Genomic DNA, 23,904 nt, shown 5'->3' with positions numbered 1-23,904 from the left:
TGACTCATTTCCTCATTCGGCGTCGCGAGCTGCCGCGCCGTAAAAAATTAACCGTGTTTCTTCTTCGCGAAAATGACGCGCGCCAGAATGTTCAGCAACAGTACGCAAAGGGTAATGATCAGCACCCCGGCCCAGGCCAGCTGCTGCCATTCCGCGAAGGGGCTCATCGCAAATTTAAAGATCGTCACCGGCAGGTTGGCGATCGGCTGCATCATGTCCGTGCTCCAGAACTGGTTGGAGAGGGACGTAAACAGCAGCGGTGCCGTTTCACCCGCAATACGCGCCACCGCCAGCAGGATACCGGTCATGATCCCGGAGACCGACGCCTTCAGCGTAATCGCAGAGATCATCTTCCATTTTGGCGTACCCAGCGCGTAAGCCGCTTCACGCAGGCTGTCCGGCACCAGTTTTAGCATGTTCTCGGTGGTTCGAATCACAATCGGCACCTGCAGCAGCGCCAGCGCAATCACACCCGCCCAGCCGGAGAAGTGTTCCATCTGCGCCACCACGACGGTATAAACGAACAGACCCACGACGATAGACGGGGCTGACAGCAAAATGTCGTTAATGAAACGAATCACTTCCGCCAGCAAGGATTTACGACCGTATTCTGCCAGGTAGATGCCCGCCATGATGCCCAGCGGCGTGCCGAAGACCGTGGCCCAGAGGATCAGCAATCCGCTGCCCGCCAGGGCATTCGCCAGGCCACCACCCGCCGTGTTCGGCGGCGGCGTCATTTCGGTGAACAGCGAGAATGACATTCCGTCAATCCCGCGAACGACCGTTGAGAAGAGGATCCAGACAAGCCAGAACAGACCGAATGCCATCGTCGCCATAGAGAGCGTCAGGGCAATGCGGTTTTTCATGCGGCGTCTGGCCTGCATTTTGCGGCGGGATTCCGCCAGTTCAGCAGTAGCTTGCATTTCGAGAGTGGCCATTAGCGTGCTCCCTCATTTTTAGCGAGACGCATAATCATCAGCTTGGAAATCGCCAGAACAATGAAGGTAATAACGAACAGAATCAGACCCAGCTCCATCAGCGCCGCAACGTGCAGACCCGATTCCGCTTCCGCAAACTCATTCGCCAGCGCAGAGGTAATACTGTTGCCCGGCATGTAGAGCGACGCGCTGTCGAGCTGGTAGGTGTTACCGATGATAAAGGTAACCGCCATGGTTTCACCCAGCGCACGACCTAAGCCCAGCATGACGCCCCCGATCACCCCATTTTTGGTGAACGGAAGGACAATGCGCCAGATCACTTCCCAGGTGGTGCAGCCGATGCCGTAGGCCGACTCTTTCATCATCACCGGCGTTTGTTCGAACACATCGCGCATCACCGCCGCAATGTACGGAATAATCATGATGGCGAGGATCACACCCGCCGCCAGAATGCCGATACCGAAAGCCGGGCCTGAGAACAAGGCCCCCACAAACGGAATGGCAGAGAGGACGTTACCCACCGGTTCCTGGAAGTACGTGGCGAACAGCGGCGCAAAGATGAAAAGGCCCCACATGCCGTAGACGATACTTGGGATGGCCGCCAGCAGTTCGATGGCGATACCCAATGGGCGACGCAGCCAGCCCGGCGCCAGCTCCGTCAGGAACAGGGCGATACCGAAACTTACCGGAACCGCAATCAGCAGGGCGATGAACGAGGTCACCAGCGTGCCGTAAATCGGCACAAGTGCACCATAGATATCGTTCGGCGCATCCCACTCTTTACTCCACAGGAAGGAGAAACCGAATTTCTGGATGCTCGGCCAGGAGGAGAAAATCAGAGACACGATAATGCCGCCCAGCAGCAATAGCACAATCAGCGCAGCCAGTTTGACCAGCGCGCTGAAAATCATGTCACCTTTTTTACCCGGAGGGTTAAATGCAGGCTTGGTTGCAGCCATAAATTACTCTTCTGTTTGAGACGTTTTTACGAATATGCCCGGTGGCGCTGACGCTTACCGGGCCTACAGAGTAAACCGTAGGGCGGGTAAGCGCAGCGCCCCCCGCCATCTTCGTTAAATATATCCTGTTAGTACAGCGCTTTACCGCTGCTGTCTTTCACGTTGGTTTTCCATGCAGCGCGAATCTGCTCAACCACGTTGTCTGGCAGGGTGGCGTAATCCAGAGCGTTAGCCTGTTTGCCGCCGTTTTTGTATGCCCAGTCGAAGAACTTCAGCACTTCAGCGCCCTGTTCAGGTTTCTTCTGCTCTTTGTGCACCAGGATGAAGGTGGTAGAGGTGATTGGCCACGCCCCTTCGCCCTTCTGGTTAGTCAGATCCTGCGCGAAGGATTTGCTCCAGTCAGCGCCTTTGGCGGCGTTAGCAAAGTTCTCTTCGGTCGGGCTAACCGGTTTGCCGTCGGCAGACACCAGTTTGGTGTAGGACAGGTTGTTCTGCTTCGCGTACGCATACTCTACGTAGCCGATGGAGCCAGGCAGACGCTGTACGAACGCGGCGATACCGTCATTACCTTTACCGCCCAGACCGGTAGGCCAGTTAACGGTAGAGCCGGAGCCGACTTTAGATTTCCACTCTTCGTTCACTTTCGCCAGGTAGCTGGTGAACACGAAAGAGGTACCAGAACCATCCGCGCGGCGAACCACGGCGATGTTCTGGGAAGGCAGCTTCAGGCCTGGGTTGAGTTTGGCGATCGCTTCGTCATCCCATTTTTTGATTTTGCCCAGGTAGATGTCACCCAGGGTTTTGCCGTCCAGCACCAACTCACCCGACTTCACGCCCGGCAGGTTGATCGCCAGAACCACGCCACCGATCACGGTAGGGAACTGGAACAGGCCTTCCTGAGCCAGTTTGTCATCAGACAGCGGAGCATCTGATGCGCCGAAATCAACCGTGTTCGCGGTAATTTGTTTTACGCCACCGGAGGAGCCGATACCCTGATAGTTAACCTTGTTACCGGTTTCTTTCTGGTAGGTATCCGCCCATTTGGCATACACCGGCGCAGGGAAGGTTGCACCAGCGCCAGTCAGGCTTGCTTCTGCAAATACAGAGAACGCGCTCAGAGATAAGGTCGCGGCGACAACAGTTGCGACAGTGGTACGCATAACTTTCATAATGTCTCCTGCAAGATTTTCGTAAATCGTTGTTTAGTGGCTACGATGAGCAAAATAGGACAAACAGGTGACAGATAAATGTACGAATTATGACAGTTTTATGACAATGCAGGCGATAAAAATAAGTCATTGATAATAAATGATATTTATTCATAATGGCGTCATAGAGTTGTCATACAGAAAGGGATAAGCCTGGTACAAAAGGGGGAAAATGACAACGGCTGTCATAAACAGCCGTCGGGTGATTAATGTTCAATTTCCAGCGTGACCGTCGCGTACGCTTCAAACGTTCCAGGTTTTGGCTGAGCCCCCGTTGCGCTTGCAGGCGCAGCGGAAAAGGTAAGCGAATTGTTTTCGGCGCCGTTGTTGTTTTCGCCCCTATCCATGTCCATCCTGCCGCCGTTGACGCTGACCTGACGATCCCACTTGTCGTATACCACAATGCCTACATCATCATTGCCGTTGACTTTCATCATCGTGGCATCGGCGTCAACAGGGTCTCCATGGAAAGTGGAGTAGACAATATTCTCATCCAGCATGCCTGTGCACTGTACCTGAATCGTCTTTTTTACCTTGTGACTCGTCACGGCGGTGCCTTTGGTAGCGGAAAATTCCGGGGCCGGGATTTTGCCAAAATCTATCTCAAGCGTCTGCCCGGGCGCTATCTCGCAGTTTTGCGGCACGACGATATCGCCAGCGATTTTGATCTCTGCCATTTTTTCGGTGCTGGAGGTCGAGGAGGCCGCATCCAGCCCTCCATAAAGATCGGCGACTATCGTACCTGGCACACTCACCCGGCCAATAAACGGCTTGTTAATTAAGAATGATATTTTTATTTGTGAACCGGTATTGAGTGTTGGTTCGCTCCCTTCCTCGCCAGGCGCATAACAATAGGAGCTATGAGACATTACGTTTGGTTCTGCGCTGAAAGGTACCGGTATATATTCTCTGCCAAGCACAAGTATCGACGTGGCGATGCTGAGGTTGTTATTAAGGGTAAAATAGGTATACCCGTTCTTTACCACATCTTCACTTAACGGCGATCGTGCGGTGTAGTAGATTTGGCGAAAGCCCGTAGAGTAATGCGTAAGACAGTTGCATTGCGCTTTGTAACTCGTAGATGAACTGAGCGTTTCCAGATCCCTGATCTCTGTACCTGCTTTATTTTTATCCGCCGGGATCGACTGCCCGTTCAGATTAAGGTTATAGATATAAGCGCCACCTTCGGAGTGACAAATCCCGTCGCCCGTGGTGTACGCCTTGCATACTGGCGTCATAAATATTATCAACGCGCTTAAAAACAGAGGTGTCCTGAATTTCATCTTATTTCCCTATTGGCATACTGCCGATATTTGTATCAGTTCAACGCCTTCTGGCGGGGTAAAATGGTAGTTAACCGGGCAGGTCACCGTGTTATCTGCACCCCACTTCAGGACAAACGCCCCCTCTTCCGGCATGCCGGACAGATAAAGCTCGCCATTTTCGCCCACAATGCCGGTTACGCTGCCGTGGGGTAAATCAGCCGAGGCCATTGCGCCAAACGGCACCGGTTTGCCACTCTTCTGCCGCACATTGAACAGGACGCGATAGCCCACGTGAGTGACAAACTCCGCCCGTACCACCGCGCCGCGCGTCGGGATAACGCTGAGGATACTGTTGTCGATTTCGACGTTGGCCTTCGCAAAGTAATCGCTGTCGATCTCCACTCTGTTTTCATCGTAGGCATTGAGCTGCGTCTGTACCGTATAGCCGCGCCAGTCAGTCGCCTTACCCGTACCATTCTCCAGCGCCAGGCCGGAAGCTCCCGGGGCTTTAACCAGCGCGACGGTTTCCCCCAGCTCCTGAGAGAAAGTTATGCCATCGCTGTGGGCCAGAATCCCGCCCTTCATTCCATAGTTGAGGCGCTGGTTGTCCTGGGTATAGTCGTAACTGGCGTTTACCGAACCATATGTGCCGTCATAGCCCACCCCTGCGCTGTTGTTGTAATCTTCGTTATCCGCATCGTAAGACTGCTGAACGTTCCAGGAGAGGTTGTGCGCATCCAGCGCGTTACCGCTCAGCCCCACCTGGTGCATCCCTTTTCCATGGTTGTTTTGGGTGTACCCATAGTTGACGTAGCTATCATGCAGCCAGCCTGACAACGGTATGGAGAGAGAGAGCATAAAAATCTGTTCGCTTCCCTGGCTGTCGCTGATGTCAGTGTCGGTGCTATTTTGGGCCGAGGTGAGTGAATCGGTGTAGTTCCAGGAGACGTTCCAGGAAATAGAGCGCCAGCTATTGCTGTAGCCCAGCTGCACCAGCCGCTCGACTTCATTCGTCTTCCAGTACTGCTGGCGGCTAAGGGTAAGATAAATATTTCCCATCCCGTCGCCAAAGGTCTGCGTCCATGTTCCCTCCAGACGGCTACGGCGGTTACCTGTCGTCCAGAAGTCGCTCTCGTTATTCTGCCGGGACGCCCATTCGTTCAGGGTGTAGTAGCCCTCTGTGGAGTAGCGGTAGCCCACCAGCCGAAACGTTGTGTTAGTTTCATCAAAACGTTTGGAATAGAGAAAACGGTAAGATTGCCCGCTTTCGTCATCGTCCTCAAACCGCGCGCGGGCATGCGTTACGTCCAGCGAAATGGCGCCCAGCGAACCCATATCTTTCCCCACGCCAAGCGCGGCGGAGGTGTAATCGCTGGTTCCCTGCACGCCCCCGTAGAGGGTAATACCCGCAGGAAAACCGTGTAACACCTGCGCCTGAAAAACGGTCGGCTGAAAATCGTTTTGATCGCGCAGTTCACCCGCGCTGATATCGACATCGGTTTGGTCTTCACGCTTCAGGATCGCCAGTGAGGCGTAAGGCTGGGTAAAATGTTGCTCGCTGCCATCCTCTTCTTTGATGGTAACATCCAGATCGCCACCCGAATTGGTAGTGTTTAAATCCTTGAGCGCAAACGCTCCCTGCGGTACGGCAGACTGGTAAATGATGTAACCGTTTTGCCGCACAATCACGGTCGCATTGCTTTTCGCCACGCCGCGAACCACTGGCGCAAACCCCGTCAGGCTCGAAGGCAGCATGTCATCATCCGTGTAGAGACGCATACCACGCAGTTGCGTGCTGTCAAACACGTCGCTTGCGGTCCACGTATCCCCCAGCATGATTTGGCTGCGTAACGCGGCGATATCGCGCTGTAAATAGGTATTGATCGAATGATACGAAGACTCGCCATCGGCCACGTTTAGCGTACTGTAGTTACGTAAACGCCATGCCCCCAGGTTGGCACCGTTGCGCAGGTTCAGATAATAAAAATCGTCGTTAACATCCTCGTTCGAATGTACCGTGCTGGAGCCGGAAAAATCGTAGTTCACCATAAGCGCATTGATGCCCTCATCCCAGCGTGAGGGACTGATATAGCCGCGCGCCGATACATCAATATAGATTTGCGGCAACGTGACGTTAAGCTGGAGTTTATCCGTATCAAACGTCCAGGTTGAGCCGGGAACGAGCGGCGCGGGGTTCAGACAGGCTTTGTCATCTATGTCGTTAAGGGCCTTGATAGCCGCCACTTTTACCCCAAGCTCAGCGAGCACGGTTTTGACGTCTGAGAAGCAAGGATGAAGGTTGCTGGTGGCAGTATCTTCGACAAAGGTTACCTCCCGGCGGTCAACATATTCGCCGTTAACATGAATACTGACCTTATAGTTCCCGGCAGGTAGATTGTTCGCGCGGTTAAACTGGTGGATATCAACGTCCACAGGATGATCGATTTCAAGCAACGCAGGGTTAAACATATCCCTCGCTGCCGTCTCGGCGGATAAACCAAGCACCACCCCGGAAGCAAACGCGATGAAAATACGGGAACACTCCATAAATAAACCATCCTTTGCTTAAAGCGCTGCTTTTAAATCCTGACTAATCGCACCGAAATCATTCACATACCGCCACACCAGCGCATGGCCATTCACGCCTTCCGGTAAGGGTAAACGCAGGGTTTCAAAGGGATGGACGATATTGAGTGGCACATCTTTGCCGTCCACTGTCACATTCATAACGTTGATATTTAGCGGCGTGGGATTTTCAACTACCAACTGCCGATTTTCTCTGTGCCACTTCACCTGCGTGGCGGCGTGCTCCGGGGTGATGTTCAACGAGGCCGGACGCCAGAACAGCTTGATACGCGTCTTAATGGCGATTTCCATCGCGTTCGGCTTATTGCTCGCCGGGGGAATATTTTTGATGTTCAGCCAGAACACCGACTCCCGATCCTGCGGTAAATTGCCCTCGGTTTTCATAATGCGCAGAATTTTTTCCTGCCCAGCCTCCAGACGAGATACCGGTGGAATGACGGTAAACGGTGGTTTTTTCGCGGTTCCTGTATTACTGAAGGGGTCAACCCATGTTTGAATAAGATAAGGGATAGCCGCTTCGTTATTTTTGACAGTAATGGTTGCGTCGGATTTATCACTCGAATAAATCACTCGTGTGCCACCGATAACCACACCTGCCGATGCCAGTGTAGAAATACCCGTAAGACAACACGCTAATAATACATTCACTATACGCCCTGGCATAATCCAATGTCCTTATATATAAAGGAGCCTGTTAATAAATTCTTAACAGGCTCCGAATCCATAACCGCTGATTATTTCAGGTATTCAATAGTAAACTGAGAGTCAGCATTCGCAGTACCCGGCGTCACTGTTGCCAGAGTCTGGACGAATTTCGCCTTGAATCCCATATCCGCTTTACCATCTGCAATGGCAACGTATTTAGAATTGTTATACAACGGGATCGCGGTATCATCGCTCAGGTTGAACAGTTTAATCGCCACGCCCGTCGCGGCAATGGCGTCGCCGCTGCCAGTGAACTCGCCGTCCGTACCGTCTTCGTTCACCGGCGTACCGATTGAGAGATAACCTTTACCGATGGTATCTTTATCTTCCGTCCCGTCAAAGCGTACCGCCGCCTGAGTATAGGTTGCCGGGCAGCCTTCCAGACGGATGTGGAAATCTTTAACAGACGCGGTGGAATCAATACCCGCGAAGGTTTTTACCGATACACGACCAATATTAACAGTCTGATTACTGGTATCAGTCGTGACTGTACAAGTAGAATCAATCACCTCGCCACGGAAATGAACAGTACCGTCAGCCGCTAATGTCGCACCTGAAAACAGGGCGGAAGATAAAACCAGCGAAGTGGCTATAACGTTTAATTTCATGAAACTCTCCATAATTTATATTATTTGTATGCGTTTCATTTACACATTCAAATAAAACACACCATCCTTTAAAGCGTGGCGATAGTACAATTCATTCCTGCCCTATGACAAACACGTTTTCTCTCATGAAATATCTTTAAAATAAAATAATAAAAACGAAAAATAAAAAACCCCTTACAAATAAGAATAAAAAATAATTAATAAATGCTATTGATGTCTCTTTTCTGTTTTTTTGAGAATTTATCAATATCTTTTCTTTGCCACCGCTAAATATGATTATTTTTTAAGCAGAAATCGGCGAGACAATCAGATGACGCAATAATGTAAGGAAACATGAAAAAAGAAACAGGCTGCGATAAAAAGAAGTAATCGCTGAGGGGAGGACTATGAGGCTGCCGGAATACTGGCAGCCTCGGGTAGGCTGGAGATTATTCTACGGTAACGGACTTCGCCAGGTTACGCGGCTGGTCAACGTCGGTGCCTTTGATCAGCGCCACGTGATAGGCCAGCAGCTGCAACGGAACGGTGTAGAAGATCGGCGCAATCACCTCTTCCACATGCGGCATCTCGATGATGTGCATGTTGTCGCTGCTGGCGAAACCGGCATCTTTATCAGCAAAGACGTACAACACGCCGCCACGGGCGCGGACTTCTTCGATGTTGGACTTCAGTTTTTCCAGCAGTTCGTTGTTCGGTGCCACGACGATAACCGGCATATCCGCGTCAATCAGCGCCAACGGACCGTGTTTCAGCTCGCCTGCCGCATAGGCTTCAGCGTGAATGTAAGAGATCTCTTTCAGCTTCAGCGCGCCTTCCAGCGCAATCGGATACTGATCGCCACGGCCCAGGAACAGGGCGTGATGTTTGTCAGAGAAATCTTCCGCCAGAGCTTCAATGCGTTTGTCCTGAGACAGCATCTGCTCAATACGGCTCGGCAGCGCCTGCAGACCGTGAACGATGTCATGCTCAACAGAGGCATCTTCACCTTTCAGACGCGCCAGTTTCGCCACCAGCATCAGCAGAACCGTCAGCTGAGTGGTAAACGCCTTGGTGGAGGCCACGCCGATTTCGGTACCCGCTTTGGTCATCAGCGCCAGATCGGATTCACGCACCAGCGATGAGCCCGGGACGTTACAGATGGCCAGAGAACCCAGATAACCCAGCTCTTTAGAGAGACGCAGCGCCGCCAGGGTATCTGCCGTTTCACCTGACTGGGAAAGGGTGATCATCAGGCTGTTACGACGTACGGCAGATTTGCGATAGCGGAACTCAGACGCAATTTCTACGTCGCACGGCACGCCCGCCAGAGATTCAAACCAGTAGCGAGAGACCATACCGGAGTTGTAGGAGGTGCCGCAGGCCACGATCTGAATATGCTCAACCTTGCTGAGCAGTTCGTTCGCGTTTGCGCCCAGCTCGCTCAGATCCACTTCACCATGGCTGATGCGCCCGGTCAGGGTGTTTTTGATGGCGTTTGGCTGCTCGTAAATCTCTTTCTGCATGTAGTGACGGTAAGCGCCTTTGTCGCCCGCGTCGTACTGCAGATTCGATTCGATCTCCTGACGTTTCACCTGCTCGCCTTTGGTATCGAACACGGTCACGCTGCGGCGAGTCACTTCGGCGATATCCCCCTCTTCGAGGAAGATAAAGCGACGGGTGACCGGTAGAAGTGCCAGCTGATCGGAAGCGATAAAGTTTTCACCCATGCCCAGGCCGATAACCATCGGGCTACCGGAACGCGCGGCCAGCAGCGTGGACGGGTCGCGGGAATCCATGATCACCGTACCGTACGCACCGCGCAGCTGAGGAATAGCGCGCAGCACCGCATCACGCAGCGTACCGCCCTGCTCAAGTTCCCAGTGCACCAGGTGAGCAATCACTTCGGTGTCAGTTTCAGAGACGAAGGTGTAGCCGCGCGCTTTCAGTGCTTCACGCAGCGGTTCGTGGTTTTCGATAATGCCATTGTGCACGACCACGATGTGTTCAGACACATGCGGGTGCGCGTTGCCTTCAGACGGTTCGCCGTGCGTCGCCCAGCGGGTGTGCGCAATACCGGTTCCCCCGTGCAGCGGATGTTCTTCCGCGGCCTGGGCCAGCATCTGCACTTTACCGAGACGGCGCAGACGGGTCATATGACCTTCTGCATCGACGACAGCCAGACCGGCAGAGTCGTAACCACGGTATTCCAGACGACGTAAACCTTCGAGAAGGATTTCAGCAATATCACGCTGCGCAACTGCGCCAACAATTCCACACATAATTTTAGATTCCGAATTTAGGCATAATGCCTGCGTTGTCGCTGACCTGTATTTGCCCTTTCCGGGCGCCCCGAGCCTTGTAGAGAGTGGGGTTATTTTTATGGGTACTGCTTGTGGGGGGAGATATATGTTTATCTCCTCACCCGGGTTTGCCTGATGACGGCTACGCCTTATCAGGCCTACTCAATCGTAGGGCGGGTAAGCGTAGCGCCACCCGCCTTGTTGTTACTTCTTCTTCACAGGACGTTTCCAGCCCTGCTTGTGCACCTGCGGCACACGGCTTAATACCAGTTCGTTATCGGCGATATCGCGCGTAACGGTTGTCCCGGCGGCAATCGTTACGCCGTTACCCACGGTAACAGGTGCCACCAGCTGGGTGTCGGAACCGACAAACACATCATCACCGATGATGGTTTTAAACTTATTGGCGCCGTCATAGTTACAGGTGATTGTGCCTGCGCCAATGTTGACGTTGTCACCAATTTCCGCGTCGCCCAGATAGGTTAAATGACCGGCTTTTGAGCCTTTACCCAGACGCGCTTTTTTCATCTCAACGAAGTTGCCCACGTGAGCGCCTTCCAGCAGCTCAGCGCCCGGGCGCAAACGCGCAAACGGGCCTATGGTACAGGCCACATCCAGACGGGCATCTTCCACCACGCTGTACGGGCTTATTTCACAGTCGTCACCAATGACGCTGTTTTTGATCACGCAGCCAGCGCCAATTTTGACGCGGTTGCCCAGCGTGACGTGACCTTCGAGGATAACGTTAGTATCAATTTCAACGTCGCGCCCGTGAGATAACGTGCCACGCAGATCGAAACGCGCCGGATCGCGCAGCATCACGCCAGCCAGAAGGAGTTTCTCGGCCTGTTCGGACTGATAAACGCGCTCAAGACGGGAGAGTTGAAGGCGGTTGTTCACCCCTTCGGTTTCGCTGATGCGCGCCGGATGGACCGCCGCAATCTCGCGCCCTTCCTGGTATGCCATCGCAATGATGTCGGTGATGTAGTATTCACCCTGCGCGTTATTGTTGTTGAGCTTCGACAGCCAGCGCTTCATATCCGCGCCATTGGCAATCAGGATACCGGTGTTGATCTCCTGAATCTGACGCTGCGCCTCGCTGGCATCTTTATGCTCAACAATACCCGTAACGTTGCCGTTTTCACGGGTGATACGGCCATAACCGGTTGGATCGTCCAGCACGACGGTTAATAAACCGATGCCGCCCTGCGGTTTGGCTTCACGCAGGCGAGTCAGCGTTTCAACGGAGATCAGCGGGACATCGCCGTAGAGCATCAAAATGTCTTCGTCATCCGCAAAGAAGGGCGCTGCCTGCTGCATGGCATGGCCTGTACCCAACTGCTCGGCCTGAAGCACCCAGTTGAGCTTGTCGTCGCTCAGCGTCTTTTTAAGCAGATCGCCGCCGTGGCCGTAGACCAGGTGGACCTGACTGGCGCCCAATTCATTCGCTGCATCAATGACGTGCTGCACCATTGGCTTTCCTGCAAGCGTGTGAAGCACTTTAGGCAGGTCGGAATACATGCGGGTCCCTTTGCCTGCGGCAAGGATCACCACGCTCATCGCACTGTTTGACATACGCATCCTGACGGTAGTTTGAGTGAGAAGTAAAAACGTTTGATGATTAAAATTCTACATCTTTTTCATCATGAATTAAGGCCGAAAAAAAAAGCCAGCCTGGTATCCAGACTGGCTTTTGTGCTTTTCAAGCCGGTGTTACATCGCTTTTTTGGTCAACTCGATAACGCGCAGTTTCGCGATCGCTTTGGCCAGCTCCGCAGACGCCTGAGCGTAATCCACGTCACCATGAGAGCTGCTAATGTGCTCTTCAGCCTTACGCTTCGACTCCAGGGCTCGCGCTTCGTCGAGATCCTGGCCACGAATAGCGGTATCGGCCAGAACGGTCACACTACCAGGCTGCACTTCAAGAATGCCGCCGGACAGATAGATAAACTCTTCGTGACCGAACTGTTTAACGATGCGGATCATACCAGGCTTAATGGCGGTGAGCAGCGGTGCGTGACCCGGGAAAATACCCAGCTCACCTTCACTACCCGTTACCTGGATTTTCTCGACCAGACCAGAGAACATTTGTTGCTCTGCGCTGACGACGTCCAGGTGGTAAGTCATTGCCATATCACCCTCCGATTAAGGCGTTAAAGTTTTTTGGCTTTTTCCACAGCTTCTTCGATGGAACCAACCATGTAGAACGCCTGCTCTGGCAGGTGATCGTATTCGCCTTCCATGATGCCTTTAAAGCCACGGATGGTGTCTTTCAGGGAAACGTATTTACCCGGAGAACCGGTGAATACTTCCGCAACGAAGAACGGCTGGGACAGGAAGCGCTGGATCTTACGCGCACGTGCTACCACCAGTTTGTCTTCTTCAGACAGTTCATCCATACCCAGGATGGCGATGATGTCTTTCAGTTCCTGGTAACGCTGCAGCAGGGACTGTACGCCACGCGCGGTGTCGTAGTGTTCCTGACCAACAACCAGTGGATCCAGCTGACGGCTGGTGGAGTCCAGCGGGTCAACGGCTGGGTAGATACCCAGAGACGCGATCTGACGGCTCAGTACCACGGTTGCATCTAAGTGCGCAAAGGTGGTGGCTGGTGATGGGTCAGTCAAGTCATCCGCAGGTACGTATACCGCCTGAACGGAGGTGATAGAACCGGTTTTGGTAGAGGTGATACGTTCCTGAAGAACACCCATCTCTTCCGCCAGCGTTGGCTGATAACCTACCGCTGAAGGCATACGACCCAGCAGTGCAGATACTTCAGTACCGGCCAGGGTGTAACGATAGATGTTATCAACGAACAGCAGAACGTCACGGCCTTCGTCACGGAACTTCTCAGCCATCGTCAGGCCGGTCAGCGCAACGCGCAGACGGTTTCCAGGTGGCTCGTTCATCTGGCCGTAAACCAGGGATACTTTGTCCAGAACGTTGGAGTCGGTCATTTCGTGGTAGAAGTCGTTACCCTCACGAGTACGTTCACCTACGCCCGCAAACACAGAGTAACCGGAGTGCTCGATCGCGATGTTACGGATCAGCTCCATCATGTTTACGGTTTTACCTACACCCGCACCACCGAACAGACCCACTTTACCGCCCTTCGCAAACGGACACATCAGGTCGATAACTTTGATACCGGTTTCCAGCAGTTCCTGAGAGCTGGACAGCTCTTCGTAGGAAGGTGCCGCGCGGTGGATAGCCCAACGCTCTTCTTCACCGATGTCGCCTTTCATGTCGATTGGCTGACCCAATACGTTCATGATACGACCCAGTGTTGCTTTACCTACCGGGACTTCGATCGGGTGCTCAAGGTCTTTTACTTCCAGACCACGACGCAGACCGTCGGAAGAACCCATCGCGATGGTACGCACGATACCGCCGCCGAGCTGCTGCTGAACTTCCAGCACCAGGCTCTCGTTACCATTCTGTACCTCAAGCGCGTCGTACACGCGTGGTACGGCGTCCTGAGGGAACTCGACGTCCACCACGGCGCCGATTACCTGGACAATCTTTCCAGTAGCCATCTTGAATCCTCTACGTAATTCGTAAACCTGGTTAAACCGCGGCGGCCCCCGAGACGATCTCGGTGAGTTCCTGAGTAATGCTGGCCTGACGAGCTTTGTTGTAAACCAACTGCAGCTCTTTAATCAGGCTGCCGCCATTATCGGTCGCGGCTTTCATCGCCACCATTCGTGCGGCCTGCTCGCTGGCCAGGTTTTCTACAACGCCCTGATAAACCTGAGATTCAACGTAACGACGCAGCAGGGTATCCAGCAGCGGTTTCGGATCGGGTTCATACAGGTAATCCCAGGCTTTTTGCTTCAGCTCGTCATCTTCTGATGCCGGTAACGGCAGCATCTGAGTGAGCGTTGGAACCTGAGACATGGTGTTAATGAATTTGTTGCTGACAACGTACAGTCTGTCCAGACGGCCTTCATCATAGGCCTGCAACATCACTTTAACCGGGCCGATCAGTTCGGACAGGGACGGGTTATCACCCATACCGGTCACCTGAGCGACAATGTTGCCACCAACGGAGTTAAAGAAAGAGACGCCTTTAGAGCCGATCATTGCGATATCGCACTGAACGCCTTTTTCAGACCATGCTTTCATATCCGCCAGCAGTTTTTTGAACAGGTTAATGTTCAAGCCGCCACACAGACCACGGTCGGTCGACACCACCAGGTAGCCCACGCGCTTAACGTCGCGTTCTTCCAGGTAAGGGTGCTTATATTCCAGATTACCGTTTGCAAGGTGACCAATCACTTTGCGCATGGTTTCTGCATAAGGACGGCTGGCCGCCATGCGATCCTGCGATTTACGCATTTTGGAAGCGGCGACCATCTCCATCGCTTTAGTGATCTTTTGCGTGTTCTGGACGCTTGCGATCTTACTACGTATCTCTTTTGCGCCGGCCATGAGCTTCTCCTCAATGCCAGGCGGCTTGTCCTGAGACAAGCCGCCGGACGATTACCAGGATTGGGTTGCTTTGAAGGAATCGAGGATAGCTTTCAGCTTGCCTTCGATTTCGTCGTTATAGCCACCGGTCTGGTTGATCTCTTGCATCAGCGGAGCGTGATCACGGTCGACGTAAGCCAGCAGAGCGGCTTCGAAGCTACCGATTTTCGCCAGTTCCACATCTTCGAGGTAACCGCGTTCAGCCGCGAACAGTACCAGGCCCTGCTGAGCAACAGACATTGGTGCGTACTGTTTCTGCTTCAGCAGCTCGGTCACTTTCTGACCGTGGCTCAGCTGTTTACGGGTTGCTTCGTCCAGATCGGATGCGAACTGAGAGAACGCAGCCAGTTCGCGATACTGTGCCAGCGCGGTACGGATACCACCGGACAGTTTCTTGATGATCTTGGTCTGAGCAGCACCACCCACACGGGATACGGAGATACCCGGGTTAACCGCCGGACGAATACCGGAGTTAAACAGGTTGGTTTCCAGGAAGATCTGACCATCGGTAATGGAGATTACGTTGGTCGGAACGAACGCAGAAACGTCACCCGCCTGGGTTTCAATGATCGGCAGCGCGGTCAGAGAGCCCGTTTTACCCTTCACTTCACCTTTGGTGAAGTTCTCGACGTATTCCGCGTTAACGCGGGAAGCACGCTCCAGCAGACGAGAGTGGAGGTAGAATACGTCGCCAGGGAACGCTTCACGTCCAGGTGGACGACGGAGCAGCAGGGAAACCTGACGATAAGCAACAGCCTGTTTAGACAGGTCATCGTATACGATCAGCGCATCTTCACCGCGGTCACGGAAGTATTCGCCCATTGCGCAACCGGCGTATGGTGCCAGGTATTGCAGTGCAGCAGATTCAGACGCGGTCGCCACAACAACAATGGTGTTAGACAGCGCGCCGTGCTCTTCCAGTTTACGAACCACGTTAGAAATGGTGGACGCTTTCTGGCCGATAGCCACGTACACACATTTGATGCCGGAATCACGCTGGTTGATGATGGCGTCGATAGCCATCGCGGTTTTACCGGTCTGACGGTCACCGATGATCAGTTCACGCTGACCACGACCGATTGGGATCATGGCGTCAACGGACTTATAACCTGTCTGAACAGGCTGATCTACGGACTGACGGTCGATAACGCCTGGTGCGATAACTTCGATTGGGGAGAAGCCATCGTGCTCAACCGGACCTTTACCGTCGATTGGCGCACCCAGGGTGTTAACAACGCGACCCAGCAGGCCACGGCCAACCGGTACTTCCAGAATACGGCCAGTACACTTAACCTTCATGCCTTCGGCGAGGTCAGCATATGGACCCATCACAACTGCACCAACGGAGTCGCGCTCCAGGTTCAGTGCGATAGCGTAACGGTTACCCGGCAGGGAAATCATCTCACCCTGCATACAATCGGCCAGGCCGTGGATGCGGATAACACCGTCACTTACAGAAACAATAGTACCTTCGTTGTGAGCTTCACTCACAACATTGAACTGAGCAATGCGCTGCTTGATCAGTTCGCTGATTTCGGTGGAATTCAGTTGCATGCTCCAGTCCCCTTAAGACTGCAAGACGTCTGCAAGGCGCTCAAGACGGCCGCGTACGCTGCCATCAATGACCATATCACCCGAACGGATGATTACGCCTGCCATTACAGACTTATCGATTTTGCAATTCAGCTTAACTTTGCGTGACAGACGTTTTTCCATCGCGGCGGTAATTTTCGCAAGCTGTTCGTCACTCAGTTCAGTCGCAGAAGTCACTTCGACTTCAGCGGTAGCTTCACTAAGGGCACGTAAGTGCTCAAACTGCTCGAGAACATCCGGGAGCACACGGAGACGACCATTCTCTGCCATCACCTTAATCAGGTTCTGGCCGTTGGCATCCAGTTGCTCTCCGCACACGGCGATAAACGACGCGGCGAGGGTTTCAGGTGCTAACGCACCGGAAAGCAACTCGGCCATTTGTTCGTTTTTCGTCACCTCAGCGGCAAACGCCAGCATATTCTGCCAGCGATCGACATTTTGGTGTTCGATAGCAAAGTCAAAAGCTGCTTTGGCGTAGGGGCGAGCTACCGTAACAAATTCAGACATCAGCCCCTCCCTCCTTACAGTTCAGCGACAAGTTTGTCCACGATGTCGCTGTTAGCAGCTTCATCCACGGAACGTTCGATGATCTTCTCGGCGCCAGCAACAGCCAGAATCGCAACCTGCTTACGCAGTTCTTCACGAGCACGTTTACGCTCAGCTTCAATTTCAGCCTGAGCCTGTGTCACGATCTTAGTACGTTCCTGTTCTGCTTCAGCTTTCGCTTCGTCCAGGATCTGCGAACGGCGTTTGTTAGCCTGTTCGATGATAACCTGAGCTTCCGCTTTCGCTTTTTTCAGCTGGTCTGTCGCGTTGGCCTGTGCAAGGTCCAAATCTTTCTTAGCGCGTTCTGCAGAAGCCAGACCGTCAGCAATTTCTTTCTGACGTTTTTCGATGGCTGCCATTAAAGGCGGCCATACATACTTCATGCAGAACCAGACAAAGAGAATAAACGCGATGGCCTGGCCGAGGATTGTTGCGTTCATGTTCACAGCACAATACCTCTTTAATATCTGTGGCTTAGGGTTTTAAAACTACTACTACGCGACAGCAAACATCACGTACAGACCCAGACCTACAGCGATCATTGGGATAGCATCCACCAGACCCATAACGATAAAGAACTGAGTACGCAGCAGAGGAATCAGATCAGGTTGACGCGCAGCGCCTTCCAGGAATTTGCCCCCGAGGATGCCGATACCGATCGCAGCACCGATAGCCGCCAGACCCATCATCACAGCGGCAGCCATGTACAGCAGATCCATATTCAGGTTTTCCATGACAGTCTCCAGTTTGTTTCAATTAAAACGTAGTAGTGTTGGTAAAAAATCAGTGCTCTTCAGACGCCATCGACAGATAGACGATCGTCAGAACCATGAAGATAAAGGCTTGCAGCGTAATGATCAGGATGTGGAAAATGGCCCACGGCACATTCAGAACCCACTGTGACCACCACGGCAGAAGACCCGCGATCAGAATGAAAATCAGCTCACCCGCATACATGTTGCCGAACAGTCGCAGACCCAGTGAAACAGGTTTGGACAGCAGGCTAACGCCTTCCAGGATCAGGTTGACCGGAATAAACGCCCAGTGGTTGAACGGCTGCAAGGTAAGCTCTTTCACAAAGCCGCTTACGCCTTTCATTTTGATGCTGTAGAAAAGAATCAGGATAAACACGCCCAGCGCCATCGACAGGGTGATGTTCACGTCCGCAGACGGTACAACACGCAGTGCAGGCAGGCCGAAGATGTGCTCGCCGATAAATGGCAGCAGATCGATTGGCAGCAGGTCCATCAGGTTCATCAGGAAGACCCAAACGAACACGGTCAGCGCCAGCGGAGCAATCAGCTTGCTCTTGCCATGGTACATGTCTTTAACGCTGCCATGGACGAAGCCGATGATCATTTCGATGAAGGTCTGGAATTTCCCTGGTACACCGCTGGTCGCTCGTTTAGCAACACCGCGGAACATGGCCAGGAACAGAAGACCCAAAACCACCGAGAAGAACATGGAGTCGATGTTGATCGTCCAGAAGGTGGCCGGGGGGTTATGTGGATCCACCAGCGAGAATGTACGCAGGTCCAGCTGAAGGTTATTCAGATGGTGACCTATGTAATCCTGCGGCGTCATATTTTCTGAAGCCATGATGCCTTTTACCCTTTGTTATTGATTACAGCTGGAGCCAGAACTTGTACCACCAGCACCAAAACCCACGTTGCTATCAGCGGCATGAAGACCACTTTCAAAACCGCCAGCGCCATCACCAGTAGAGCAAAGGTCAGCAACACCTTACACACTTCGCCGAGGGCGAAGGACCAGGCCACGCGGCCTTTGGCAGGTGTATGCGCCTGATGACGCCAGGCAAAAATCATAAACAACACGTTTGGCAGCACAACCGCCAAACCCCCGCACACGGCGGAGATGCCCCAGAAGGGGTCTTTGAGGCTAAACAGCAGTCCACTTGCTATCACAGCCAGAAACTGAATGAACAGAAGCTTACGAGCAACGTTTCTACTCAAGAGCGACACAGACATCACGTTTTTACTCCTGCTCCCTTCGAGGTATGCCGCGTGTCGTATAAAACGTCCTTTAAGGCTCAGAGTCAAGCATCAAAAAGCGGTCAAATTATACGGTGCGCACCCGTGATTTCAAACATTAAGTAGCGAAAAGGTGAATAAATGTTTAAATATTTTTCCCCGCCGCTATTTTTTAACTTTCGCTGAAAGCGTCAACCTTCGACCAAAACTGCAAACAGCGCGAAAACGTTGTCGATAAAGCGTGCACGAGATCACAAAACACACATTTGCGATAAGGTTGTATTTATCAAAGGCGCAAATCGCAGAAATTTATCTTTATGAAATTAAACGCAAAATGTCGCAACTATTTTCAAAACAGCCCAGTACACAATAAAAACCTTTTATTGACATTCTTAATAAATAATTAACATTGCGTTCTGGTTACTGCCTTCCACTTTTAGCAGACTTATATTTTCAAAGATGACTATCTTCTCGGTGAATAACGATTGCTTCGTTAACCGGAAGAAAAACCTTAGTGAAGCAGAGGTTAAAAGCTCCTCGGTAAATCCCCGGTAGTTGTGCTGTCTTTTAACATGATAAGAACAGCACGAATTCCACATTTTTTATTAATTTTTTAAAAATTGTTTGGCTTAATTATCACCAGGTGACGTTCGCCTTCGAGCTGAGGAATCTGTAATTTCTCAATAGACTCGACAGCAAAACCGTCCGGAAGCTGTTCAATCTCATCGCCTGGCAACTGCCCTTTGAGCGCATAAAAGCGGCCATTCTCCGCAGGTAAGTGCTTGCACCAGCTCACCATATCGTTGAGCGACGCAAATGCGCGGCTGATAACCCCGTCAAACGGCGGCTCTGCCGGGAACTCCTCTACCCTGCTCTGCACGGGCGTGATGTTTTCAAGCTTCAGCTCATGCTGTACCTGGCGTAAAAAGCGCACGCGTTTGCCAAGGCTGTCCAGCAGCGTGAAATGGCTCTCAGGGCGAACAATCGACAGCGGAATACCCGGCAGACCAGGGCCCGTCCCCACGTCGATATAGCGTTCACCTTTTAGCCAGGGAGCAACCACGATGCTGTCGAGAATGTGGCGAACGAGCATCTCGTTGGGGTCGCGAACAGACGTCAGGTTGTACGCTTTGTTCCATTTGTTCAGCATATCGACATAGGCCACCAGCTGATTTTTCTGGTGATCGGTGAGCGAAATACCTGCCTGATCCAGCAGACGAGAGAGTTTGTTGAGCACGGTGAATACCTGTTGAGAGTTTTTTTGCCCGGTGGCGCTGCCGCTTACCGGGCCTACGAAGAAGTAGGGCGGGTCAGCGAAGCGCCACCCGCCAAAACAATGTCAATTACGCGCTACGGCGCAGCATGCCCTGCTTTTTCAGCCACACCAGCAGGATCGAAATCGCCGCCGGGGTCACGCCCGAGATGCGGGATGCCTGACCGATCGACACCGGTTTGTGATCGTTCAGCTTGGCGATCACTTCGTTGGAAAGGCCCGTCACCTGGCGGTAGTCCAGCATTTCCGGCAGCAGCGTGTTTTCGTTACGCTGCTGTTTTTCGATCTCATCCTGCTGACGGGCGATGTAACCTTCGTACTTCACCTGGATCTCGACCTGCTCTGCCGCTTCAGCGTCTTCCAGGCCCGGCGCGAACGCGGTCAGTTTGACCAGGTTCTCGTAGGTGACTTCTGGACGGCGCAGCAGATCTTCACCGCTGGCTTCGCGCGACAGCGGCGCGGTTAAGTGAGCGTTCACTTCAGCAGCGGTTTCCGCCTGCGGATTCACCCATGTGGTTTTCAGACGCTGACGTTCCTGCTCAATGCGCTCCAGCTTCTCGTTGAAGCGCGCCCAGCGCTCGTTATCGACCAGACCCAGCTCGCGGCCCATTTCGGTCAGACGCAGGTCGGCGTTATCTTCACGCAGCATCAGGCGATATTCCGCGCGAGAGGTAAACATACGGTACGGTTCTTTGGTACCCAGCGTGCAGAGATCGTCAACCAGCACGCCCAGATAAGCCTGAGAACGCGCCGGAGCCCAGCCCTCTTTCTCAGCAGAGAAGCGCGCGGCGTTCAGACCGGCAAGCAGGCCCTGTGCAGCCGCTTCTTCGTAGCCGGTGGTGCCGTTAATCTGACCCGCGAAGAACAGACCGTGGATGAATTTGCTCTCCAGGGTCGGCTTCAGGTCACGCGGATCGAAGAAATCGTACTCAATAGCGTAGCCAGGGCGAACGATTTTTGCGTTCTCCATACCCTGCATTGAGCGAACAATTTGCATCTGTACGTCGAACGGCAGGCTGGTGGAGATGCCGTTCGGGTAAATTTCGTTTGAGGTCAACCCTTCCGGCTCCAGGAAGATCTGGTGCTGGTTGCGATCGGCAAAGCGCATCACTTTGTCTTCGATCGAAGGGCAGTAGCGTGGACCGATCCCTTCGATCACGCCGGCGTACATCGGGCTGCGATCGAGGTTATTGCGGATCACATCATGGGTTTTCTCGTTGGTGTGCGTGATGTAGCACGGCACCTGCTGCGGATGCTGTGCCGCATTGCCCATAAACGAGAAGACCGGCATTGGGTTATCACCGTGCTGTTGCGCCAGCACGCTGAAATCAATGGTGCGCGCATCAATACGCGGCGGCGTGCCGGTTTTCAGGCGGCTGACGCGCAGCGGCAGCTCGCGCAGACGGCGAGACAATGGGATAGACGGCGGATCGCCAGCACGGCCGCCGCTGTAGTTATCCAGACCAATATGAATTTTACCGTCAAGGAAGGTACCCACGGTCAACACCACGGCTTTGGCGCGGAATTTGAGGCCCATCTGGGTCACGGCGCCTACGACGCGATCGTTCTCAACGATAAGATCTTCAACCGCCTGCTGGAAGATCATCAGGTTCGGCTGATTCTCCAGCGCGGTACGTACCGCCTGTCGATAAAGTACGCGGTCTGCCTGAGCACGGGTCGCACGCACGGCGGGGCCTTTACTGGCGTTTAGTATCCTAAACTGAATGCCTGCGTGATCGATCGCTTTCGCCATCAGGCCGCCAAGTGCATCCACTTCTTTTACCAGGTGTCCTTTCCCAATGCCGCCAATCGCCGGATTACAGGACATTTGTCCCAGCGTGTCGATATTGTGTGTCAAAAGCAGGGTCTGCTGACCCATTCGCGCTGCGGCCATTGCGGCCTCAGTGCCTGCGTGACCCCCGCCAATGATGATGACGTCAAAAGGATCCTGATAAAACATGGTGGTCTGCCTCGCGTAAAGCGGTAAGAAAATGGATTGAAGCCCGGGCCGTGGATTCTACTCAACTTTAGTCTTTCGAGAAAGCATTGGGATCCTGGGCTATTAAAAAGAAGATCTTTTTATTTAGAGATCTGTTCTATTGTGATCTCTTATTAGGATCGCGAACCCGTGTGGATAAGTCCGATCTCATAAAGAAGATCATGCAGTTAGAAAGGATCGTTTGCTGTGAATGATCGGTGATCCTGGGCCGTATAAGCTGGGATCAGATCGCGACTTTATACACAGGCTAAAAACTGCGCTACGGTTGTTCTTTGGATAACTACGGGTTAATACGAGCTTTTAACCAGAGTTATCCACATCTATTCGCGCGATCTTTAATCGTTTTTGAGTAAATTTTTCCATTCCGCGAGCCAGATCTCGGCTGGATCCTCCGGAATGTCATGATCGAGGATGTTGATCTTGAGCGTTTCACCCAGCTGTTTTGCTCCGCAGGAGGTCACAGCGGCTTCGACTTTCTCTATTGCCCCGCAAAAGGTGTCATATTCACGACTGCCGATCCCCACTGCGCCAAAACGGACGTTTGACAGGTCGGGCTGCTGTTCCAGCAGTTCGTCATATAAAGGTTGCAGGTTGTCCGGCAGATCGCCCGCGCCGTGCGTGGAGGTGATCAGCAGCCAGACCCCGTCAGTCGGGAGATCTTCCAGCAACGGGCCGTGCAGGGTTTCCGTGGAAAAGCCCGCCTCTTCCAGCTTTTCAGCCAGATGTTCCGCTACGTATTCCGCACCGCCAAGGGTGCTGCCGCTGATAAGGGTAATGTCCGCCATTGATCGCTCGCTCAGATAAAGAGACGGCCATTGTACGCTGTGAACGAGCTGGGATCTACCTGTGGAAAATGTGGGAATGGATTTGCCCGATCACGGGCGGATGGTACGCATGATCGGGTTTTGCAGGGAGATCAGGGTCTCGGTGGACTGAATTTCATCGATTGTTTGGATCTTGTTGATAAGTACCTGCTGGAGGGCGTCGATGGATCGGCACATGACCTTAATAAAGATGCTGTAGTGCCCGGTGGTGTAGTACGCCTCGGTGACTTCATCCAGCGCGTTCAGTTTCGCCAGGGCGGAAGGGTAGTCTTTGGCGCTTTTAAGAATGATGCCGATGAAGCAGCAGACGTCGTAACCCAGCTGCTTCGGGCTGACGTCAATGCGCGCGCCGGTAATGATCCCCGCCTGCTTCATCTTCTCTACGCGAACGTGAATGGTTCCCGGGCTGACGCCAAACTGTTTCGCCAGTTCGGCGTAGGCGGTACGGGCATTGGCCATTAACGCCTCCAGAATGCCGCGGTCGAGATTGTCGATCTGATAATTTTCCATAGCTTTTTCTTATGAAGATTAATGAATCACTCTATTCTAGCGCCTTATTTTATCGAATCAAAAGTGAAGGCGGCTTTTTGTTGATGGGTTATTGAATAAGGTGCCATTTCTGTTGCTTAATCAATATCAACAGGACGCAGGAGTATAAAT

The 23,904-nt window shown here is 52.9% G+C and carries 22 protein-coding genes; all 22 read right to left on the bottom strand.

Going from position 1 to position 23,904, the window contains the following annotated elements; translation table 11 throughout:
• Positions 1–47: 47 nt before the first annotated feature.
• Positions 48–938: a phosphate ABC transporter permease PstA gene (pstA, locus tag L362_RS04630; protein WP_023345146.1), complete on the bottom strand. Its 891-nt coding sequence runs from the start codon at positions 936–938 to the stop codon at positions 48–50.
• Positions 938–1,897, bottom strand: a complete 960-nt coding sequence (pstC, locus tag L362_RS04635; protein WP_008500185.1) for a phosphate ABC transporter permease PstC — start codon at positions 1,895–1,897, stop codon at positions 938–940. Before pstC ends, pstA begins: the two co-directional genes overlap by 1 nt.
• A gap of 128 nt (positions 1,898–2,025) precedes the next feature.
• Positions 2,026–3,066 (bottom strand): phosphate ABC transporter substrate-binding protein PstS, encoded by a 1,041-nt coding sequence (pstS, locus tag L362_RS04640; protein ID WP_008500186.1) that lies wholly within the window; start codon positions 3,064–3,066, stop codon positions 2,026–2,028.
• A 245-nt stretch (positions 3,067–3,311) separates the two neighbouring features.
• On the bottom strand, positions 3,312–4,388 hold the full coding sequence (stgD, locus tag L362_RS04645) for a fimbrial protein StgD (RefSeq protein ID WP_023326365.1): 1,077 nt from the start codon (positions 4,386–4,388) through the stop codon (positions 3,312–3,314).
• A gap of 9 nt (positions 4,389–4,397) precedes the next feature.
• Positions 4,398–6,917 (bottom strand): fimbria/pilus outer membrane usher protein, encoded by a 2,520-nt coding sequence (locus L362_RS04650; RefSeq protein WP_023345145.1) that lies wholly within the window; start codon positions 6,915–6,917, stop codon positions 4,398–4,400.
• 18 nt (positions 6,918–6,935) lie between these two features.
• Positions 6,936–7,619 carry a fimbrial chaperone gene (locus L362_RS04655; RefSeq protein WP_023345144.1) on the bottom strand — a complete coding sequence of 228 codons (684 nt, stop codon included), beginning with the start codon at positions 7,617–7,619 and terminating at the stop codon, positions 6,936–6,938.
• 71 nt (positions 7,620–7,690) lie between these two features.
• The gene (locus L362_RS04660) at positions 7,691–8,269 is read right to left on the bottom strand and encodes a chaperone-usher fimbrial major subunit (protein ID WP_023326362.1); all 579 of its coding nucleotides are present in this window, start codon (positions 8,267–8,269) and stop codon (positions 7,691–7,693) included.
• Between the two features lie 428 nt (positions 8,270–8,697).
• On the bottom strand, positions 8,698–10,527 hold the full coding sequence (gene glmS, locus L362_RS04665) for a glutamine--fructose-6-phosphate transaminase (isomerizing) (protein WP_008500188.1): 1,830 nt from the start codon (positions 10,525–10,527) through the stop codon (positions 8,698–8,700).
• Between the two features lie 225 nt (positions 10,528–10,752).
• Positions 10,753–12,123, bottom strand: a complete 1,371-nt coding sequence (gene glmU, locus L362_RS04670; RefSeq protein WP_023345143.1) for a bifunctional UDP-N-acetylglucosamine diphosphorylase/glucosamine-1-phosphate N-acetyltransferase GlmU — start codon at positions 12,121–12,123, stop codon at positions 10,753–10,755.
• Between the two features lie 138 nt (positions 12,124–12,261).
• The gene (locus L362_RS04675) at positions 12,262–12,681 is read right to left on the bottom strand and encodes a F0F1 ATP synthase subunit epsilon (protein ID WP_006177560.1); all 420 of its coding nucleotides are present in this window, start codon (positions 12,679–12,681) and stop codon (positions 12,262–12,264) included.
• 20 nt (positions 12,682–12,701) lie between these two features.
• Positions 12,702–14,084, bottom strand: a complete 1,383-nt coding sequence (gene atpD, locus L362_RS04680; RefSeq protein ID WP_003862362.1) for a F0F1 ATP synthase subunit beta — start codon at positions 14,082–14,084, stop codon at positions 12,702–12,704.
• Positions 14,085–14,115: 31 nt separating this feature from the next.
• On the bottom strand, positions 14,116–14,979 hold the full coding sequence (atpG, locus tag L362_RS04685) for a F0F1 ATP synthase subunit gamma (protein WP_008500191.1): 864 nt from the start codon (positions 14,977–14,979) through the stop codon (positions 14,116–14,118).
• A 51-nt stretch (positions 14,980–15,030) separates the two neighbouring features.
• Positions 15,031–16,572 (bottom strand): F0F1 ATP synthase subunit alpha, encoded by a 1,542-nt coding sequence (atpA, locus tag L362_RS04690; RefSeq protein ID WP_003862367.1) that lies wholly within the window; start codon positions 16,570–16,572, stop codon positions 15,031–15,033.
• Positions 16,573–16,584: 12 nt separating this feature from the next.
• On the bottom strand, positions 16,585–17,118 hold the full coding sequence (gene atpH, locus L362_RS04695; RefSeq protein WP_008500192.1) for a F0F1 ATP synthase subunit delta: 534 nt from the start codon (positions 17,116–17,118) through the stop codon (positions 16,585–16,587).
• Positions 17,119–17,132: 14 nt separating this feature from the next.
• Positions 17,133–17,603 (bottom strand): F0F1 ATP synthase subunit B, encoded by a 471-nt coding sequence (gene atpF / locus L362_RS04700; protein WP_003862370.1) that lies wholly within the window; start codon positions 17,601–17,603, stop codon positions 17,133–17,135.
• A gap of 48 nt (positions 17,604–17,651) precedes the next feature.
• Positions 17,652–17,891 carry a F0F1 ATP synthase subunit C gene (gene atpE, locus L362_RS04705; protein ID WP_000429386.1) on the bottom strand — a complete coding sequence of 80 codons (240 nt, stop codon included), beginning with the start codon at positions 17,889–17,891 and terminating at the stop codon, positions 17,652–17,654.
• A gap of 49 nt (positions 17,892–17,940) precedes the next feature.
• Positions 17,941–18,756, bottom strand: a complete 816-nt coding sequence (gene atpB, locus L362_RS04710) for a F0F1 ATP synthase subunit A (RefSeq protein ID WP_008500193.1) — start codon at positions 18,754–18,756, stop codon at positions 17,941–17,943.
• A gap of 8 nt (positions 18,757–18,764) precedes the next feature.
• Positions 18,765–19,145, bottom strand: coding sequence for a F0F1 ATP synthase subunit I (atpI, locus tag L362_RS04715; RefSeq protein ID WP_008500194.1), 381 nt, complete (start codon positions 19,143–19,145; stop codon positions 18,765–18,767).
• Between the two features lie 616 nt (positions 19,146–19,761).
• Positions 19,762–20,385 carry a 16S rRNA (guanine(527)-N(7))-methyltransferase RsmG gene (gene rsmG / locus L362_RS04720; RefSeq protein WP_023345142.1) on the bottom strand — a complete coding sequence of 208 codons (624 nt, stop codon included), beginning with the start codon at positions 20,383–20,385 and terminating at the stop codon, positions 19,762–19,764.
• A 106-nt stretch (positions 20,386–20,491) separates the two neighbouring features.
• The gene (gene mnmG / locus L362_RS04725; RefSeq protein ID WP_023345141.1) at positions 20,492–22,381 is read right to left on the bottom strand and encodes a tRNA uridine-5-carboxymethylaminomethyl(34) synthesis enzyme MnmG; all 1,890 of its coding nucleotides are present in this window, start codon (positions 22,379–22,381) and stop codon (positions 20,492–20,494) included.
• 374 nt (positions 22,382–22,755) lie between these two features.
• Positions 22,756–23,205, bottom strand: a complete 450-nt coding sequence (gene mioC / locus L362_RS04730) for an FMN-binding protein MioC (RefSeq protein ID WP_008500197.1) — start codon at positions 23,203–23,205, stop codon at positions 22,756–22,758.
• Between the two features lie 90 nt (positions 23,206–23,295).
• Positions 23,296–23,754, bottom strand: coding sequence for a transcriptional regulator AsnC (gene asnC / locus L362_RS04735; RefSeq protein WP_008500198.1), 459 nt, complete (start codon positions 23,752–23,754; stop codon positions 23,296–23,298).
• Positions 23,755–23,904: the final 150 nt, after the last annotated feature.

This window comes from Enterobacter sp. MGH 16 (assembly GCF_000493175.1).
Classification (GTDB): domain Bacteria; phylum Pseudomonadota; class Gammaproteobacteria; order Enterobacterales; family Enterobacteriaceae; genus Enterobacter; species Enterobacter roggenkampii.
The sequence above is the reverse complement of the archived record's forward strand: the minus strand, read 5'-3'. Positions and strand labels throughout refer to the sequence as shown.

What these genes read in the sequence shown, in the direction of transcription:
- atpG (WP_008500191.1), bottom strand. Translation starts at nt 14,979, where the DNA reads ATGGCCGGCGCAAAAGAGATACGTAGTAAGATCGCAAGCGTCCAGAAC.
- pstS (WP_008500186.1), bottom strand. Translation starts at nt 3,066, where the DNA reads ATGAAAGTTATGCGTACCACTGTCGCAACTGTTGTCGCCGCGACCTTA.
- stgD (WP_023326365.1), bottom strand. Translation starts at nt 4,388, where the DNA reads ATGAAATTCAGGACACCTCTGTTTTTAAGCGCGTTGATAATATTTATG.
- L362_RS04655 (WP_023345144.1), bottom strand. Translation starts at nt 7,619, where the DNA reads ATGCCAGGGCGTATAGTGAATGTATTATTAGCGTGTTGTCTTACGGGT.
- atpB (WP_008500193.1), bottom strand. Translation starts at nt 18,756, where the DNA reads ATGGCTTCAGAAAATATGACGCCGCAGGATTACATAGGTCACCATCTG.
- L362_RS04660 (WP_023326362.1), bottom strand. Translation starts at nt 8,269, where the DNA reads ATGAAATTAAACGTTATAGCCACTTCGCTGGTTTTATCTTCCGCCCTG.
- L362_RS04650 (WP_023345145.1), bottom strand. Translation starts at nt 6,917, where the DNA reads ATGGAGTGTTCCCGTATTTTCATCGCGTTTGCTTCCGGGGTGGTGCTT.
- asnC (WP_008500198.1), bottom strand. Translation starts at nt 23,754, where the DNA reads ATGGAAAATTATCAGATCGACAATCTCGACCGCGGCATTCTGGAGGCG.
- atpD (WP_003862362.1), bottom strand. Translation starts at nt 14,084, where the DNA reads ATGGCTACTGGAAAGATTGTCCAGGTAATCGGCGCCGTGGTGGACGTC.
- glmS (WP_008500188.1), bottom strand. Translation starts at nt 10,527, where the DNA reads ATGTGTGGAATTGTTGGCGCAGTTGCGCAGCGTGATATTGCTGAAATC.
- pstA (WP_023345146.1), bottom strand. Translation starts at nt 938, where the DNA reads ATGGCCACTCTCGAAATGCAAGCTACTGCTGAACTGGCGGAATCCCGC.
- atpI (WP_008500194.1), bottom strand. Translation starts at nt 19,145, where the DNA reads ATGTCTGTGTCGCTCTTGAGTAGAAACGTTGCTCGTAAGCTTCTGTTC.
- atpA (WP_003862367.1), bottom strand. Translation starts at nt 16,572, where the DNA reads ATGCAACTGAATTCCACCGAAATCAGCGAACTGATCAAGCAGCGCATT.
- pstC (WP_008500185.1), bottom strand. Translation starts at nt 1,897, where the DNA reads ATGGCTGCAACCAAGCCTGCATTTAACCCTCCGGGTAAAAAAGGTGAC.
- atpH (WP_008500192.1), bottom strand. Translation starts at nt 17,118, where the DNA reads ATGTCTGAATTTGTTACGGTAGCTCGCCCCTACGCCAAAGCAGCTTTT.
- mnmG (WP_023345141.1), bottom strand. Translation starts at nt 22,381, where the DNA reads ATGTTTTATCAGGATCCTTTTGACGTCATCATCATTGGCGGGGGTCAC.
- atpE (WP_000429386.1), bottom strand. Translation starts at nt 17,891, where the DNA reads ATGGAAAACCTGAATATGGATCTGCTGTACATGGCTGCCGCTGTGATG.
- L362_RS04675 (WP_006177560.1), bottom strand. Translation starts at nt 12,681, where the DNA reads ATGGCAATGACTTACCACCTGGACGTCGTCAGCGCAGAGCAACAAATG.
- mioC (WP_008500197.1), bottom strand. Translation starts at nt 23,205, where the DNA reads ATGGCGGACATTACCCTTATCAGCGGCAGCACCCTTGGCGGTGCGGAA.
- glmU (WP_023345143.1), bottom strand. Translation starts at nt 12,123, where the DNA reads ATGTCAAACAGTGCGATGAGCGTGGTGATCCTTGCCGCAGGCAAAGGG.